This is a genomic window from Vibrio sp. PID17_43 (assembly GCF_002608565.1).
In the GTDB taxonomy this organism is placed as follows: domain Bacteria; phylum Pseudomonadota; class Gammaproteobacteria; order Enterobacterales; family Vibrionaceae; genus Vibrio.
The window spans coordinates 37,361-52,838 of record NZ_LIXM01000010.1 but is presented as its reverse complement, the minus strand read 5'-3'; the positions used below and the strand labels follow the sequence as shown (position 1 = coordinate 52,838).

The 15,478-nt window shown below is 45.4% G+C and carries 18 protein-coding genes and 1 tRNA gene; 5 read left to right on the top strand and 14 right to left on the bottom strand.

Annotation, left to right across the window (positions count from 1 at the left end; genetic code table 11):
• The 10 genes from AK965_RS09020 to AK965_RS08975 all read right to left on the bottom strand — a co-directional run bounded on the left by AK965_RS09020 (nucleotide 1) and on the right by AK965_RS08975 (nucleotide 8,799).
• On the bottom strand, nucleotides 1-1,092 hold the full coding sequence (locus tag AK965_RS09020) for a flagellar basal body P-ring protein FlgI (protein ID WP_099079280.1): 1,092 nt from the start codon (nucleotides 1,090-1,092) through the stop codon (nucleotides 1-3).
• Between the two features lie 45 nt (nucleotides 1,093-1,137).
• On the bottom strand, nucleotides 1,138-1,917 hold the full coding sequence (flgH, locus tag AK965_RS09015; protein ID WP_099079279.1) for a flagellar basal body L-ring protein FlgH: 780 nt from the start codon (nucleotides 1,915-1,917) through the stop codon (nucleotides 1,138-1,140).
• A 30-nt stretch (nucleotides 1,918-1,947) separates the two neighbouring features.
• On the bottom strand, nucleotides 1,948-2,736 hold the full coding sequence (gene flgG / locus AK965_RS09010) for a flagellar basal-body rod protein FlgG (protein ID WP_099079278.1): 789 nt from the start codon (nucleotides 2,734-2,736) through the stop codon (nucleotides 1,948-1,950).
• An 18-nt stretch (nucleotides 2,737-2,754) separates the two neighbouring features.
• Nucleotides 2,755-3,504 carry a flagellar basal body rod protein FlgF gene (locus AK965_RS09005; protein ID WP_099079277.1) on the bottom strand — a complete coding sequence of 250 codons (750 nt, stop codon included), beginning with the start codon at nucleotides 3,502-3,504 and terminating at the stop codon, nucleotides 2,755-2,757.
• Between the two features lie 307 nt (nucleotides 3,505-3,811).
• The gene (gene flgE, locus AK965_RS09000) at nucleotides 3,812-5,125 is read right to left on the bottom strand and encodes a flagellar hook protein FlgE (protein ID WP_099079276.1); all 1,314 of its coding nucleotides are present in this window, start codon (nucleotides 5,123-5,125) and stop codon (nucleotides 3,812-3,814) included.
• Nucleotides 5,126-5,156: 31 nt separating this feature from the next.
• Complete coding sequence (gene flgD, locus AK965_RS08995) at nucleotides 5,157-5,864, bottom strand: flagellar hook assembly protein FlgD (protein WP_099079275.1); 708 nt, start codon at nucleotides 5,862-5,864, stop codon at nucleotides 5,157-5,159.
• A gap of 16 nt (nucleotides 5,865-5,880) precedes the next feature.
• Nucleotides 5,881-6,294 (bottom strand): flagellar basal body rod protein FlgC, encoded by a 414-nt coding sequence (flgC, locus tag AK965_RS08990; protein WP_099079274.1) that lies wholly within the window; start codon nucleotides 6,292-6,294, stop codon nucleotides 5,881-5,883.
• 5 nt (nucleotides 6,295-6,299) lie between these two features.
• Entirely contained in the window at nucleotides 6,300-6,695 is a 396-nt protein-coding gene (gene flgB / locus AK965_RS08985) for a flagellar basal body rod protein FlgB (protein WP_099079273.1), read from the bottom strand.
• Between the two features lie 338 nt (nucleotides 6,696-7,033).
• On the bottom strand, nucleotides 7,034-7,861 hold the full coding sequence (locus AK965_RS08980; protein WP_099079272.1) for a protein-glutamate O-methyltransferase: 828 nt from the start codon (nucleotides 7,859-7,861) through the stop codon (nucleotides 7,034-7,036).
• Between the two features lie 11 nt (nucleotides 7,862-7,872).
• Nucleotides 7,873-8,799, bottom strand: a complete 927-nt coding sequence (locus tag AK965_RS08975; protein WP_099079271.1) for a chemotaxis protein CheV — start codon at nucleotides 8,797-8,799, stop codon at nucleotides 7,873-7,875.
• 76 nt (nucleotides 8,800-8,875) lie between these two features.
• On the opposite strand from AK965_RS08975, the gene flgA reads away from it, so the two are divergent.
• From flgA to AK965_RS08960, 3 genes are all read left to right on the top strand, one after another.
• Nucleotides 8,876-9,622, top strand: a complete 747-nt coding sequence (gene flgA / locus AK965_RS08970; RefSeq protein ID WP_099079270.1) for a flagellar basal body P-ring formation chaperone FlgA — start codon at nucleotides 8,876-8,878, stop codon at nucleotides 9,620-9,622.
• A gap of 128 nt (nucleotides 9,623-9,750) precedes the next feature.
• Nucleotides 9,751-10,062 (top strand): flagellar biosynthesis anti-sigma factor FlgM, encoded by a 312-nt coding sequence (gene flgM, locus AK965_RS08965; protein WP_099079269.1) that lies wholly within the window; start codon nucleotides 9,751-9,753, stop codon nucleotides 10,060-10,062.
• A gap of 26 nt (nucleotides 10,063-10,088) precedes the next feature.
• Complete coding sequence (locus tag AK965_RS08960; protein WP_099079268.1) at nucleotides 10,089-10,514, top strand: flagella synthesis protein FlgN; 426 nt, start codon at nucleotides 10,089-10,091, stop codon at nucleotides 10,512-10,514.
• Between the two features lie 114 nt (nucleotides 10,515-10,628).
• On the opposite strand, the gene flgP is transcribed toward AK965_RS08960, so the two are convergent.
• Nucleotides 10,629-11,060 carry a flagellar assembly lipoprotein FlgP gene (gene flgP, locus AK965_RS08955; RefSeq protein ID WP_099079267.1) on the bottom strand — a complete coding sequence of 144 codons (432 nt, stop codon included), beginning with the start codon at nucleotides 11,058-11,060 and terminating at the stop codon, nucleotides 10,629-10,631.
• A 9-nt stretch (nucleotides 11,061-11,069) separates the two neighbouring features.
• Nucleotides 11,070-11,708, bottom strand: coding sequence for a FlgO family outer membrane protein (locus AK965_RS08950; RefSeq protein WP_099079266.1), 639 nt, complete (start codon nucleotides 11,706-11,708; stop codon nucleotides 11,070-11,072).
• Nucleotides 11,709-11,878: 170 nt separating this feature from the next.
• On the opposite strand from AK965_RS08950, the gene AK965_RS08945 reads away from it, so the two are divergent.
• Both AK965_RS08945 and AK965_RS08940 read left to right on the top strand, forming a co-directional pair.
• Nucleotides 11,879-13,012 (top strand): flagellar assembly protein FlgT, encoded by a 1,134-nt coding sequence (locus AK965_RS08945; RefSeq protein WP_099079265.1) that lies wholly within the window; start codon nucleotides 11,879-11,881, stop codon nucleotides 13,010-13,012.
• A 65-nt stretch (nucleotides 13,013-13,077) separates the two neighbouring features.
• Nucleotides 13,078-13,154, top strand: a tRNA-Arg gene (locus AK965_RS08940).
• 21 nt (nucleotides 13,155-13,175) lie between these two features.
• Here AK965_RS08940 and kch read toward each other — a convergent pair.
• A complete protein-coding gene (gene kch, locus AK965_RS08935) occupies nucleotides 13,176-14,327 on the bottom strand; it encodes a voltage-gated potassium channel protein (protein ID WP_172438114.1) in 1,152 nt (383 codons plus the stop codon).
• Between the two features lie 42 nt (nucleotides 14,328-14,369).
• Entirely contained in the window at nucleotides 14,370-15,404 is a 1,035-nt protein-coding gene (glsA, locus tag AK965_RS08930; RefSeq protein ID WP_253252680.1) for a glutaminase A, read from the bottom strand.
• Nucleotides 15,405-15,478: the final 74 nt, after the last annotated feature.

The following is a 15,478-nucleotide window of genomic DNA, read 5'->3' as shown; positions in this document are numbered from 1 at the left end:
TTAGATGATGATCAGCTGGCCTTCAATAGCGCCAGCTTGTTTCAATGCTTGTAGAATGGCCATTAAGTCAGAAGGTGCAGCGCCTACTTCATTGACTGCGCGAACCAGATCATCAAGCGTCAAGCCTGGTTCGAACTTAAACATTTTGCCTTTCTCTTCGTTCACTTCGATATCAGAGTCTGGCACAACCACCGTTTGACCGCCCGAGAAGCCGTTTGGTTGGCTCACATTAAAGCTTTCTTTAATCGCTACCGTCATACCACCGTGCGTCACTGCCGCAGGCTTAAGACGAACATGCTTGCCAACAACGATAGTACCCGTACGAGAGTTCACTATGATCTTCGCCGCGCCATCAGCCGGGTCGAACTCTAAGTTTTCGATGGCTGACAAGAATGCGACTCGTTGGCTTACATCGCGTGGTGCACGCACGCGGACCGATGTGGCATCGACGGCACTCGCCATTTGCGGGCCAAGGAAACTGTTCACTGCATCAGCCATGCGCTGCGCTGTAGTAAAGTCTGATTCAAGTAGGTTAAAGGTGATGTAATCGCCACGGCCAAATGGGCTTGGTATCTCGCGCTCGACCATTGCACCACTAGAGATAAGGCCTACTGTTGGATTGTTACCGACAATCTTTGAACCGTCCGCGCCCTCAGCACTGAATCCGCTTACCACCAAGTTACCTTGTGCAACCGCGTAAACTTGTCCATCAAGACCTTTCAAAAACGTTTGTAGTAATGTACCGCCACGTAGGCTTTTCGCACTGCCGATAGAAGAAACGGTCACATCAACTTGCTGACCCGGCTTTGAAAATGGAGGAAGCTCTGCCGTTACCATGACAGCGGCAACGTTTTTAATTTTTGGCTTGGTACCTGGCGGCATTTGAATGCCGAAGTTTTGCAGCATGGCCGCAAAACTTTGCTCTGTAAACGGGTTAGATTCCCCAGTACCGGGTAAGCCTGAGACCAAACCGTAACCCACAAGTTGGTTGCTACGCACACCTGCCACTTGCGCGACGTCTTTGATACGTGCAGCTTGGGCTGAGGTTGCAAACAGTGAAACGCTCAGCAGTGCTAATAAGATTCTTTTCATGCTTACTTAATCTCTTGCCGTCAATTTGCCGTCATTTGCGGCGTCTTACAAAGCGACATTAAAGAATCGTGCCAAGAAGCCCGGCTCTTGCATATCTTGTGCTAGGCCTGTGCCTGAGTATTGAATTCTTGCGTTAGATACACGGTTTGACGCAATCGTATTGTCGAAGTTGATATCATCAGGACGAATTGTACCGCTCAAACGAATGTACTCATCGCCAGTATTTAACGTCATCCATTTCTCACCACGGATCACAAGGTTACCGTTTGCCAGCACTTCAATCACTTCCACCGTGATGTAACCGCTAATGCTGTTGCTTTGCTTAGCAGAAGAGTCACCGACGAAGGTGTTGGTGTTGTTTAGTTCGTACGAGAAGTTGTATTTGCCGCCAATTTGCAGCTCTTGACCACCGACAGACAGAGGTTCCATCGTTGCATCGTTGGTTTTCGATAAGTCCGCGTTCGCGCTCTTAGTCGCACGTGTGGTTTCATCTAGCGTTACAGTAATGATGTCACCGATACCACGTGGCTTAGAGTCATCATAAAGATCGGTAATGTGCTCAGCGCTGAACAATGAACCTGTTGCCGCAGCGTAATGCTCTGGCTTCTGTTTAGGGTGAATCGGTGCCCACGCAGGATCGCCAGCGACCGGATCCGTTCTGCCACGTAAAGTGTCAATGATGCCGCTACTCTCTTCTTGCGATTTATCACCTTCAACCGCATCCACAACGGTGGTCGTTTGCGTCACTTCAACCGTCTCGATGGGGTCGAGCATTGTGCAACCAGACATCGTGGCGATAAGTGCAAGTAGACAAATACGTTTCATCATTGGCTCCTTAATTATTCGTCCTAGTTATCACAACTGCTGATTCACAAAGCTCATCATCTTATCAACCGATGAGATCACTTTTGAGTTCATTTCATACACGCGCTGCGCTTCAATCATGTTGACCAGCTCTTCAGTCACATTCACGTTGGATGCTTCCAACATCGACTGACGGATCTCACCCAAACCATCGAGACCAGGGACACCTTCTTGTGGGTCACCACTTGCGCCTGTTGGTAAGTAAAGGTTTTGACCAATTGGCTCTAAGCCGCCTGGGTTAACAAAATCCGTAATCGTCAACTGTCCAACAACCTGATTGTCTTGCTGGCCTCGTACTCGCACCGACACTTCACCATCGGTACCAACAGTGATAGAAATCGCGTCTTCAGGAATGACAATTTCTGGTTCTACCGGGTAGCCAGAACCAGAGGTCACCAGTGTACCTTCACCATTTAACGTGAATTGACCATTACGGGTGTAACCGATATTGCCGTCAGGCATCGTGACTTGGAAGAAGCCATCGCCTTCCACCATCATATCTAATGCGTTGGTCGTGGTTTGCGCGTTACCGTGGGTGTGCACCTTTTGCGTTGCCACGACTTTAGAACCCGCCCCCAGCATTAAGCCACTTGGAAGCTCTGTATTTTGAGATGACTGACCACCTGGTTGGTTGATGTTTTGGTAAAACAAATCTTCGAATACTGCACGGCTCTTTTTGTAGCCCACGGTTGAAGCGTTCGCCAAGTTGTTCGAAATCGTTGCGATATTGGTCTGCTGAGCGTCTAGACCCGTTTTACTTACCCATAGTGCTGGATGCATTGTGAACCTCTAACTCTGTTAACTCATACGAAGCAATGAATCTGAAGATTTATCCATCTCTTCAGCGGTGCTCATCATTTTGACCTGCATTTCAAACTGACGCTGTAGATCAATCAGTGCGGTCATTTCACCTACGGCGTTGACGTTACTACCTTCAATTGCACCAGTTTGGATGCTGATGGTTCCATCTGCTTCGTAAGGCTGATTTGGAGTTTTGTGGCGAAATAAGCCATTGGTATCTTTAAACAAACTTTGATCGTCTGTACGTACAAGCTTAATACGATCAACCACGGCTAATTCTTCAGCCGGCGCACCTTGAGGCAGTACAGAGATAGTGCCATCACGACCGATTTCAATTTTTGAGACAGGAACAGGTAAGGTAATCGGTGCGTTGTTTTCACCAAGCACCACGTGACCACTTGCGTTAGTCAGTAAACCGTTTTGATCCACTTTTAGATTACCGTTACGCGTCAAACCTTCTTTACCGGTGTGATCCATAACAGAGATCCAACCACTGCCTTCAACGGTAATATCGAGATCGCGGCCTGTCGTAATCACACTGCCTTGAGCAAAGTTATGCCCAGGACGTTCTGTCATACTGAATACACGCGAAGGGTGACCTTCACCATAAGCTTGCATAGAACGAGCTTGAGCTAAATCAGCACGAAAGCCAGTCGTACTTACGTTTGCCAGGTTGTTGGCACGCAATTGCAGGGCCTGCATATTTTGCTTGGCGCCACTCATTGCGAGAAACAGTGCGCGATCCATAAATTACTCCAAAAATTCTCTGTACCATGGAGTAAACAGCAAAAGCTATGCCAATATTAAAATGTCTCTATTAATCAGAGAATTGAGTTGAAATGCGCGGATTATCGGAAGTAATTTAAGATGAATATACCGAAGGAGAGGCAAGTTTTTAACCACCGAGCGGCAACAGCGGCAAACAGGAGATCAAAACAAGCTCAACCTGAACTGAGGTGTGTTCCGGTTGAGCATTAGATGAATGTCATACTATTATCAAACGAAGCGGCAAGTGCACGCAGCGTTGGATGAAACAGATTATCGAACTATCGGTCTAGCGAATCTGCAGGATATTTTGTTGCAGTTGGTTGTGTACTTCTAGCGCACGTGAGTTTGCTTGGAAGTTGCGTTGAGCAGAAATCAGATCCACCAACTCCTGAGTCATATCAATGTTTGACTGTTCCAGCGTACCGTTGTTGATCGTGCCAAAAGAGCCTTTGTTTGACTCACCCCAGATCTTGTCACCAGAAAACTGAGTTGAATCCCATTGAGTGCCGCCTTTCTTATCTAGGCCTTGTTCGTTAGGAACTCGTACTAATGCCACTCGCCCCAATGTCACGTTTTCACCGTTTGAGTAAGTACCCAATACGCTACCGTACTCATCAAAATCGATCTTTGTTAAGAAGCCCGTGGTTGCACCGTCTTCATCAAACTTGGTTAGCTCAAACGGCGCGGCAAACTGAGTCGCTGAATTTAGACCGAAGTTAAGCGTCTGTGCTGGATCGGCACCATTTAGATCCACCGGACTGCCATTTGTTGCTGGGTCACCCAGTGCAACAGAAGTGATTGGCTGACCATTGTTCAAGCTTGCCAACGTACCATCGTTGTTGAACTTCATTGTGTGGCCAATGTGTCCCGTCTGCGTTGCAGCATCACCATTAGCAACGTTTAGCGGTTTCTCACCTGCTTTGTCTGTTACGGTATAGTAGGTTTGCCACGTGTTCGGCTGGGTTTGATCTTTCAAGTAGTAGGTCGTTAACTTGTAAGATTGACCCATCGAGTCATAAATCGTTGAAGACGTAGAACGGTTATAGGTCTCTGGATTTGAAAAATCGAATTGGGTTGGATCTTTCAAATCACCATTTGCCGGCAAGTTCACGCCCACTTCAATATTTGCTGTCTGCTTTGGCTTACCAAATTCAGCAGGAATTTTGAGTGGTTGAGGCTCATAAGAGAGAACGTCACCTGTGTCTTTATTCACTTCGTAACCAAGCAAAAACTCATCGTTGGCCGTTACCATGTAGTTATCTTTGTTCAAATGAAAGGCACCATTACGGGTCAATTCATTCTGTTGTGGCACCATGCGTTCTTTTGCCACCGCAAAGAAGCCAGAGCCCGCTACACGTAAATCCATTGGGTTGTTGGTATAAATGCTTGAACCTTCGTGAAACTGCTGCGCCACTTGATTTGCTTGCGCACCACCACCCGGTGTGGTCTTTGCGTTAGTGAATAAAGAATTTGAATACACATCGCTGAACTCCGCACGAGACTCTTTAAAGCCGTAGGTGTTGGCGTTCGCAATGTTATTACTTGTGGTGTTCAAATCCAGTTGAGCGGAGGACAGACCGCTTAAAGATACATATGACATTCCAAAATCTCCTAATCTAACATGCTATTGATTACGCTTTGCCGACTTCCAACACTTCTGCAAGTCGAACTGGCGATTCAAAGCCTGCCAGATTGAGTAATACGTTTCCGTCGCCCTTACCTAGCAACACACTATTCACGTTCGCATAAGTCGATACTGGAAACTCTTGCGATGTCCCTTCGACCAAGCCAGACGCTTTCACATTGTATTTGCCAGCAGGTAATGGATTTCCGTTTTCATCATTACCGTCCCAAAGCACACGAGTGTCACCGGCTGGTTTCGCACCTACCTCAAAAGTACGCACCAGTTGGCCAGCTTCGTTTTCCACTCGAACAAATAGGTTATCGAGTGGCTGTGTAAGCTTCACCATTGCCGCCATGCTCGCATTGTCTTGCTTCACACCCGCCGCACCTGGGACCAAAACGTCACGACCAACCAAAGAGGAAGCCTGCAATGCTTGGTTTGACGTCATTGACGAGTTTAAGCTCTCAAACTGAGAGTTCATCTTGCCGATACCATCTACGGTCGCAAATGACGCCATTTGCGCAATCATCTGGTCATTACCTACCGGCTTAAAAGGATCCTGCTGAGACAATTGCTTAGTGAGCAAAGATAGGAAGTCTTCCTGTTTCAGGTCCTGCTTACCTGTGCTCTCGTTGGCTTTTTTGTTCTCTTGTAGGCTTTTAAGCTGGTCGATGTAGGACAAGCCGCTTTGACCAATGTTATTAATTCCGGCCATACGCTACCCCCTTACCCTATTGACCCATCTGCAGCGTACGCAGCAGCATCTGTTTACTAGAATCAGCCACTTGCACATTGGTTTGGTAAGCGCGAGAAGCTGAAATCATATTTGCCATTTCTTCCATTACATTCACGTTTGGCTTGTAGATGTAGCCTTCTTCGTTTGCAAGGGGATGATCAGGGTTGTACTCCGCATTCAGCGGTTTATCGCTTTCTACAATACCCAGAACTTTCACCGGCACCGTATCACCGCCACGCATGGCATTACTTAACTCAGCACCAAACACAGCATGACGCGCCTTGTAAGTGTCTTTCGCAGAGCTGCTGACACTGTCGGCGTTGGCCAAGTTGCTCGAGGTAGTATTCAGACGAACAGACTCAGCGCTCATTGCAGAACCTGTCACATTAAAAACGTTAAATAAGCTCATCTAAATTATTGCCCTTTGATTGCTTTGGTTAAGTTCTTGAATTTGCCGCCTAGAAAGTCTAGCGAGGCTTGGTGTCTAATTTGGTTTTGCATAAACAAGTTACGCTCTAAATCCAAATCAACTGTATTGCCATCGCCTGTATCTGGTTGAGTAGGAAGACGATACAGTTTATCCCCCGTCAACGTAGTAGTGGCAGGAATGTGCCGACCATCCGTTCGGCTAAGACCGATGCTTGCCCCTGAACTTGCCGCCTGTAATTCCTTAGCAAAGTCTAAACCTCTTGATTTGTAGCCAGGCGTGTTTGCTTGCGCGATGTTGGTGGAAATCACCTCCGCGTTGCGCTCGCGTACACCCACCGTGTGTTGGTGAATACCTAGTGCATTGTCAAAAGAAATAGCCATGTTTGCCTCTACATTAAGAACTGACCGTCATTAGTAACCAAAAGCAATTAGCATGCCAAAAAGCGATGTACCGTTTTGCCGTTTGGTTATCAACGTAATGGATCGCAATAAGCAAGCCAAAGTAGGTGATTGAATGTCATATCAAGTCAGTTAATCAATCTGACTCACTAAAAAATATACACCCTTTGATGCATTGAAGGCAAAAATGGCCAGATCTTTAACGAGGAGAAACGCAGAAATGAGTAACGAAATGGTGGGATGGAAAGGAACAAAAAGAAAAGCCTGAAACAAGGTCAGGCTTCATTGTTTTAAAAAGAGTCCGCTATTTTAGCTTATCGCTACTTTAACTTGTAAATAATACCTGGATTACAGCGCACCATTTCAAATTTGTCGGTCAAACCAGTGAGCGATTCCGAAGCACCCAACAGCAGGTAACCACCAGGGTTTAAGCTGTTTGCCATTTGGTTCAGCACTTTCGATTTCATCTCTGGTGAGAAGTAGATCAAGACATTACGACAAAAAATAATGTCGAATTTCCCTAAAAGGGCGTAACTGTCCATCAAGTTCTGAGGACGGAAATTCACCATACGTTTTACGTTATCTTTTACTTTCATGCGTCCATCACCTGCGTCTTCAAAGAACGTACGGCGACGTTCTGGTGAAAGACCACGCCCCAAAGCAAGGTTGTCGTAAACACCCGCACGGCACATATCCAACATATTTGAAGAGATATCGGTTGCCGTGATCGATACGCTAGGCAGCAATCCAGGCTTACGCTGCTGTGTCTCTAGCACCGTCATCGCCATTGAGTACGGCTCCTGACCAGAAGAGCTAGCCGCTGACCAAATCTTAATTGGTCGTTTATTTGCCGCCATCTCCGGCAAGAGTTTGTCAGCTAATACCGTGAACGGATAAGTATCTCGAAACCACAATGTTTCGTTCGTCGTCATTGCATCCACTGCAGCAATACGCAGTTCACGATTGCGCCCTGTTACGACATCACGCAGCAAATCAGACAACGATGCGAGCTTAAACTTAGTCACCAGTGGGCTCAATCGGCTGCGTACGAGGTATTGCTTACTGTCACCTAATACGATGCCACATTGTGATTCTAGAAAACGGCTAAAGTCACGATACTCTTGATCACTGATTGTAATAGCAGTCATTAATGTCTCTTTTATTGTATTAATGCAGATTTAACTGCGTTCCCCAACTCACCTGGGTTAAATTTCGCAATGAAGGAGTTTGCCCCTACTCGCTCGACCATCGCTTGGTTGAAGACACCACTCAATGAAGAGTGAAGAATAACATAAAGGTTCTTCAAATCTGCATTTCTGCGAATTTCAGCGGTTAACGTATAGCCATCCATTTCTGGCATTTCGATATCAGAAATGACCAAAGAAATCTGATCGTAGATGCTACCTTCTTGCGCCATTTCTAGCAGCTTATTGTATGCTTCTTTACCATCTTTCACCGAGATCACTTCAAATCCGATGGCGCTAATCGCTCGTTCCACTTGCTTACGAGCGACCGTTGAGTCATCCGCGATTAAAATGCGGCGTACTATCGGCTTCGCCTGCTCTGCTTGAGCGATTTCTTCACCAATGGTCGAATCCATGGTTTCGTCTACCGGTGCAATCTCTGCCAAGATTTTCTCAACGTCCAGGATTTCTACTAGCTCGTTGTCGATGTTGGTTACTGCGGTTAGATAATGTGCTTTACCTGCGCCGTCAGGCGGCGGCAAAATCGCTTCCCAGAGCATGTTAATAATGCGCTCAACTGAAGAGACTAAGAACGCTTGAATAGTTCGGTTAAATTCCGCGATCACAACAAAACATTTATCGATATCTGTCGTTGGGCGACCACCGATCGCCAAACTCAAGTCAATCACTGACACGGTATGGCCACGGATATGAGCAACACCTTTTACTAGAGGGTGTAGATTTGGCAATAACGTCAATTTAGGACACTGCAGTACTTCTTTTACTTTGAATACGTTAATACCGTAGCGCTGTCGTCCCATCAACCGAAAAGTCAGTAGCTCCAATCGGTTTTGGCCGACGAGTTGCGTACGCTGATTCACCGAATCAAGAATCCCCGTCATATGCTCATCTCCATCTCAAACTTTTTGTTTTTAAATGATACTCTACGACTGGCAGGCATAATACCAGGGAAACAGTATGGCGCACCATAATATAATAGCGACACCATTGACTATGACTATAGGTAGAGCAGTCATCACAAAGTACGCTAAGTCTATCGGCATTATGCTCAGTATGTTTAGCTTTTTTGTGCAGTCAGCAACAGAAAACCAACTCGAACAAATTAGAACCGCTGCCGAGCAACATATTCTTACCACGGTCGAGCAACCAGTCGGAGGAGAATTGTCAGTGGGCGCGGCAAATATTGATCCACGTATTAGAGCCACTGATTGCCCTGAGCCCCTTACTACGTCTGCATCTTCAACCAGTAGCACACGCAGTAATATCAATGTATTAGTTGAGTGTCCGATCGATAACTGGAAGGTGTATGTTCCGGTTCGGATTTCTGCATCTGTACCAATGATCGTTGCGACTCGTCAACTGGGGCGTGGCGAAATCATCAGTGCTTCGGATATCACTACATCGATGATCGAATTACAGCGCTTTCGTAAAGATGGCTTTACTCGCGAGGAACAAGTGATTGGGGCAAAACTAAAACGCAATGTACGCTTGGGTGATGTGGTCGAGCGCAATGATGTGTGTGTGGTTTGCCGCAATGAAAAAGTGACGATCAAAGCGGTGAAATCAGGCATGACCATTACCACTAAAGGTACGGCATTACAGGATGGTTCCACTGGTGATCAAGTAAGAGTGAAAAATGACAAGTCCCAACGTATAATAGAAGGCATTGTGACTGGCATTGCGGAAATCACCATCACCTTTTAGTCCTGTTTGATAACTTACTGGCGGTGATGGAAAAATGTACAATAAAAATGCAAAAATTCCCTAAAGTTATTTTGCTAATGGTCGATAGTCTGGATACCAGTATTACGATACGAATTTAAGGTTGAAATATGGTAAGTATAGATAATATACGCTCAGGCCAGATGACGACGACAAGTCGCTCACCTGCCCGTAATGATTCTACGGCGACAAGCACCACGGAATCAAAAAAAGCGCTAGCACAACAAGACGCCGTCTCATTGAGCCAGCAAGGTAAGGCCGTCAGCAAGCTGCAAAAGGATATGGCTGCATCTCCAGCTTATGACAGTGCAAAAGTAGCGGCAATTAAAGAAGCAATCGCAAACGGCTCATACAAAGTTGATCCAGAAAAACTGGCCGACAATATGATTAAGTTTGAAAACGAATTGCAAGGCAAAAGCTAACTGACTTAGGCCCAAGGTAAGTATTGATGGCAGCATTAGTCGATCTTGTTAACTTCCAGCTGGAAAATGCAAAAGCACTTTCTGGTGTGTTACGCCAAGAAACACAAGCGATCACCGCTCGTGTCTCTTCTGAGATCGAGAAATTTGCCAAAGAAAAAATGACACTCATTGATCAACTGAGAACCACCGATCAACGAATTGCCTCTCACCCGCACGTCAATCAACTTACTGATGACGCAAACCTAAGTCAGGTTGTCGCACAGATCCAATCCATCATCCTCGATTGCCAACACACCAATCAAATAAATGGGGAATCGCTCAACCGTGCTCAATTGAGCTTCAACAAGCTCAACAATATGCTTCAGCATACCCACGGTAAGATCGGCATGACCTACAATGCCGGCGGTAAAACTCATACCATCTCAACGCTCGGCACGAACATCAAAGCCTAAAAACGCGCCTTGCTCTCCTGCCCATCCCTGTTAGCACTGAATGTCGCACATAAAAAAGCAACCAATTGTTGCCAATCAGTCGCTAGAAAAAATTACCTGATTCGTAGAAATGGGTTAAAACAAGGTCTGCTGACGCTTCTCAGGTACCTGTTGTACTTCACCGTAATCACGCAGTTTATCCATCTTACGGATGTCTAAACGAAGCTCAGTAACGTAACTGTCTTCAACTAGATAGCTACGCACAACCTCCGCCCCACGGATCACACCATCAACGGCACCCGTTGTCGTTTCAATACCAAGACGCTGATCTTCTAGCTCAGCACGGCCGCTTACTCGCATACCATACACTTGCTCAGCTAACTCTCGGTAAGCATCAATCTTCGACGCACGCATAGCACGAACACGCTTCTCTTCTACCGTGCGGCCAGTTTGCTCACTCACGCTCGCGTAGCCCACCGCAACTAAAATATCATCTTGGCGCATCTGTTGTAATGGCTGACAGCCCACCAGCACCAATGTCACTAGAATAAATAATAACTTTTTCATGCTTGTTTCCTACGGGCGGAGAATCACAGTGTATGGTTGTCGAATGGTAGGATCAGAACGAATCAATACCCCGTCTTGAGTACGGATACTATTCAGTGTATCTAAATCACGGCCAATACGATCTGCTGGCAAAAATGCTTGTGCTGAAGCCACAACAATACGGCTTTGCATACCGACAATACGTGCATTCACTAAAACGCCACCTTCCTGACGTAACATCGTTCCAGTCAGTACGTATTGAATTTGTTGTTCATGCGCCAAATCTTGCCAATCACGACTTAGAGCAAAGTCACCTTGTTGAGTCACCTGAATAGACCCTGTCGTTTTAAAGTCCACGACCTTAAAACCACGACGTTGGAATTGGTGAATAAACCCTTCCGATATCGAGTTACCCAACCAGTTAGTCGCATCCATATTTTGCAAATCAACAAATGATGTAATCGCAACAGGTGTACGTGATGACACCGCTACGTTTGAAACCATCAACTCTTCCGTCATGCTTTCAATAAAGAAGTCCATTGTGTGGCGTGGGCTGTCCATGAGCATGAACTGGCTGCCGGAATACGGTTCTTTACCATTGTAAATTGGTGAGTACGCGCACGATGTCAAAAGCGTCATCATCGATGCGGCAACAAGCCATCTTTTCATGGTTTGATTCTCCAGATAATCTTAGGTGTCACTGTTTTTTTGATTACTTCTCTGCCGAGAAATGCAATATTGGAACAGTCCTTGCTTTCTTCTGTTGTCAAACTTACAAAAAGCCACCAAACTTCATTGCAATTGATAAAGCAATATCTATACCCAAACGGCAAGAAACAATGAAAAAAATATTTTTTAGCGTAATTTCAATTACTTTTATATTATTTCTGCCATTTCGTACGGCAGCGTCATGGTATGAAGTGACAGGCATTGCCACGATCGTTTCTTCAGATGAAGCGGCAAGGTTGCACGCATTAGAGGATGCACTCTTCAAAGCCGTCAATTTTTCGGGCGCAGATATTGGCAGCATTAGCAATTTGATGCCACTGCTAGAAGAAAACCGCAAAGAGTACCTATTCACTAATCATGAAGTACGCTACATCTTGGTGGAATCAGAGCGCAAACGCCGTGGCAAAATGGAAATGAAGATCCGTGTGGACATCTATCCATCGGCAACGGGTTGCCACGTGAATCAATATAAGAAAACCGTGTTGGTCGGCAACATCGACGTCGTGTCACCGCAGCAAGCAGTGATGGGACAAATTTACCGTGTGGGTGATGATTTCAGTGATGTAGTAAACCGCCAATTGGACCAAACTTCTCGTAGCTTTGTCTCGGTTGGCACAACCGATTATTCAATCCATAGCCACTATCCAGAGCGAACCCAAATGATCGCCCAGGACAACGGTGCACAGTACATCATTGGCGGAGAAGTCACCGACCTGACGGCGACGGTTGATGCTAAAGTGCTTAAAGATGATATCATCAATCGACAGTTTGCATTGGAAATAAAGGTTTACGATGGAAAAACCGGTCACGAGGTTTACCAAAAAAACTACCGTGAAGTCGCGCGTTGGCCATTTGCCAAAACCAGTCAAGTCGATACAAGCAGCGCACGTTTTTGGGCATCCACTTACGGTGAAATGATGCTGCGTGTAAGCCGTAATATTATGCTCGACTTAGAATCAGAGCTGTCTTGCAAAATCACTTTACCAGAAGTAGTAGCCGTGTTTGGTAATACAGTCACCATGGATCTCGGTCGCATGCACGGCGTGAAAGAAGGCGACAAGCTGCAATTGTGGCATACCGCCTCTTTCATCGACCAAAAGGGTCTGCCACGTAATAAAGTCTCGCAGAGCGCTATCACGTTAACGGTTTCACGACTCTACGAGCACGAAGCAGAGCTGACCATTGACCAGCCAAATCTGGCATCAAGCGTACAGATTGGTGACGTAATGAACAAAGTGCTTTAAAAACATGAACAGAGTCTTGTTATGTGACTGTTTTTTTATATCATACACCACGTATCTGAATTAACGCCCCCATGGCACAGCTGGATAGCGCAGTCCCCTCCTAAGGGACAGGTCGTAGGTTCGAATCCTACTGGGGGCGCCATCTTTTTTCAGCTCGTTAGTATTACTTTCCAGAGTCAAGAAACATAGAAATTAAATCGTTGTTATCCATGCTCTCTCCATTTAATAACCGAGCGAGCACCTCACTGCCAAGTAATTGTGGCGATAATAAAACATCAGGCTGAACTCTTTTTATTTTGTTCATGTTTTTACTATCATTGACAATTACCACCGTTTTTGCATTTGGATTAAGATCCTTTGCAGACAGAACAATAAATGCGTTGTCTGCATCGGTGTCAGTGAGAGCAAGAATCGCTTTGCAGTTTTCTAATCCCGCACTCTTTAACACTGATGTATCGCAGCTGTCTCCGGATATAATGTCATACTTTCCTTCCAGACTTTGTTCAATTTGCTGAAATTCATCGGTTGGTCGAATAGTAATAATCGTAATTGCCAAACCGCGCTCTCTTAATCGAAGCACCGTATTCATGGCCATTGTAGAGGTACCGCAAATAATAAAATGATCTTTCCTTTCCATCACTTTTCTATCTCCCTGAATTAACTTACCAAAACTTTTATTGAGTAATGGACCAAGCACGGTGCTCAATGATGTTGCAAAAATGGCAATCCCAGCAGTAATCATGGAGGCAGAAAAAAGTCTCGCAGAATCACTCACTGGCAAAATGTCACCATACCCCACCGTTGTCATCGTAACCAGAGAGAAATAGAACGCCGTTGTCAGCGAATCAATTTCTGGCTTAAACCCGTCTCCAAAGTACAAGCTGCCATAAGTAGAGTAGATAATAAGAATGATAATACTGATAAAAGCAACGATACTACCTGCTGCTGTACTGCTATGATGAAAATGCTTTCGTAAAAAAACCATGACAAACAGCGTCAATACACCTAATGAAAAGTTAACAGTGAGATTAGGAAAGTACTGCGCAGTAAATATGAGATAAACGATCAGCAAAATACAGCTCATCGCCCATGCAGCTCTTGCTTTGAAAAATAGTCCAATGCAATTTAACAATTGAAAGACGCCAAGCAATAGCCAAGGCAAGTTCTTTATCGTTTCAAAGTTAAGCTTTGAAATATCATCAATTAAAAAAATAATATCAAAAGATTGATTTGCACCAAAAGCGACGTCAAATATTAATATACTATTAAGTAACACCATCAATGATGCTATAATATATCCGTACTTTTCCCACATATTATTCACCCATCATTGACATTACTCATGCACTCGTAAATGTTATTCATTTACGCGTGCATTAAAAATATTCCATCCCATTTTGTTTGCAACAGACTTGATCATCAACTGACCTCGAACACTGTTTCCGGCTTCATCCAAAGGCGGGGAAAACGCTGCCAGCGCCCCAACATTGGGAATAACGGCAACCAAGCCGCCCCCTACGCCACTTTTACTAGGTAACCCCACCTCAAATGCCCAGTCCCCACTGCGTTCGTACAATCCCTCTGTTGTCATTTCTGCCAACAAGGAAGGAACCAATGAATTCTTTAAAACCGTTTCTGAAGTAACAGGATTAACGCCGCCGTTGGCAAGACACGCCCCCATTGTGGCAAGATCAACACAATTAAAAAGCGTAGAGCATTGCCTGGTATACACATCACACGCTTCAAAAGGATCAGAGTACATGCATTTTGAGGCCCCAAGAAGCAGAGCAATCGCTTTGTTATGCGTGTTCGTGCTCTGCTCTGATTTGTTAACTTGTGCAGATAATTTGATCTTGCTCCCCGCCATAGCCGATTGCATCTCCAGTATCTTGCTCCATCGTTCTTCTGCGCCCGTTGCTTTCACCAAACTTACTGTGGCCATTGCCCCTGCATTCACTAACGGGCTTAACGGTTTTCCGTTATGAAGCTCTAACGCCATCACCGAATTAAATGGTAGTCCAGTCGCATCAGCGCCAATTTTTTCATGCAACACTTTACTGCCATGCTGATTAAGCGCTAATGCCAACGTCATCACTTGGGAAATCGACTCTATGGCAAATTTATATTCTGTATCGTCAATGGCATGCATATGACCAGATACCGATACAAAGCACAGCCCAGTCAAATCTGATGGAACTTTCGCCAATTCTGCCGCGACGAGTGAAACGGGCACTAAGAATACGATGGCAGCAAAAATGTAGTAAAAAATTGAACTCCGTCCGTATTCCGCTTCTGCAGGCAGCTCCCTTAAGCTCACCACTGCCACGATATTGAGCATCGCTAATGCAAAGATGCTTATGCCTTTATTGGTTGTCTTACCTGAGTTTGCCATTTCAGATACCGGTCATTGGTTTTTCCCTATCAATTTTAGGTGGGGAATCGGCATTTTGATAAAAATCTTCAGTA

Bases quoted from the DNA above. Each gene is read 5' to 3' on its own strand.
- kch (WP_172438114.1), bottom strand. From the start codon at position 14,327: ATGTGGGAAAAGTACGGATATATTATAGCATCATTGATGGTGTTACTT.
- flgD (WP_099079275.1), bottom strand. From the start codon at position 5,864: ATGGCCGGAATTAATAACATTGGTCAAAGCGGCTTGTCCTACATCGAC.
- AK965_RS09005 (WP_099079277.1), bottom strand. From the start codon at position 3,504: ATGGATCGCGCACTGTTTCTCGCAATGAGTGGCGCCAAGCAAAATATG.
- AK965_RS08960 (WP_099079268.1), top strand. From the start codon at position 10,089: ATGGCAGCATTAGTCGATCTTGTTAACTTCCAGCTGGAAAATGCAAAA.
- flgE (WP_099079276.1), bottom strand. From the start codon at position 5,125: ATGTCATATGTATCTTTAAGCGGTCTGTCCTCCGCTCAACTGGATTTG.
- AK965_RS08950 (WP_099079266.1), bottom strand. From the start codon at position 11,708: ATGAAAAGATGGCTTGTTGCCGCATCGATGATGACGCTTTTGACATCG.
- glsA (WP_253252680.1), bottom strand. From the start codon at position 15,404: ATGGCAAACTCAGGTAAGACAACCAATAAAGGCATAAGCATCTTTGCA.
- flgC (WP_099079274.1), bottom strand. From the start codon at position 6,294: ATGAGCTTATTTAACGTTTTTAATGTGACAGGTTCTGCAATGAGCGCT.
- flgH (WP_099079279.1), bottom strand. From the start codon at position 1,917: ATGAAACGTATTTGTCTACTTGCACTTATCGCCACGATGTCTGGTTGC.
- AK965_RS08975 (WP_099079271.1), bottom strand. From the start codon at position 8,799: ATGACGGGGATTCTTGATTCGGTGAATCAGCGTACGCAACTCGTCGGC.
- AK965_RS08980 (WP_099079272.1), bottom strand. From the start codon at position 7,861: ATGACTGCTATTACAATCAGTGATCAAGAGTATCGTGACTTTAGCCGT.
- flgP (WP_099079267.1), bottom strand. From the start codon at position 11,060: ATGAAAAAGTTATTATTTATTCTAGTGACATTGGTGCTGGTGGGCTGT.
- flgB (WP_099079273.1), bottom strand. From the start codon at position 6,695: ATGGCTATTTCTTTTGACAATGCACTAGGTATTCACCAACACACGGTG.
- AK965_RS08945 (WP_099079265.1), top strand. From the start codon at position 11,879: ATGAAAAAAATATTTTTTAGCGTAATTTCAATTACTTTTATATTATTT.
- AK965_RS09020 (WP_099079280.1), bottom strand. From the start codon at position 1,092: ATGAAAAGAATCTTATTAGCACTGCTGAGCGTTTCACTGTTTGCAACC.
- flgA (WP_099079270.1), top strand. From the start codon at position 8,876: ATGGCGCACCATAATATAATAGCGACACCATTGACTATGACTATAGGT.
- flgG (WP_099079278.1), bottom strand. From the start codon at position 2,736: ATGCATCCAGCACTATGGGTAAGTAAAACGGGTCTAGACGCTCAGCAG.
- flgM (WP_099079269.1), top strand. From the start codon at position 9,751: ATGGTAAGTATAGATAATATACGCTCAGGCCAGATGACGACGACAAGT.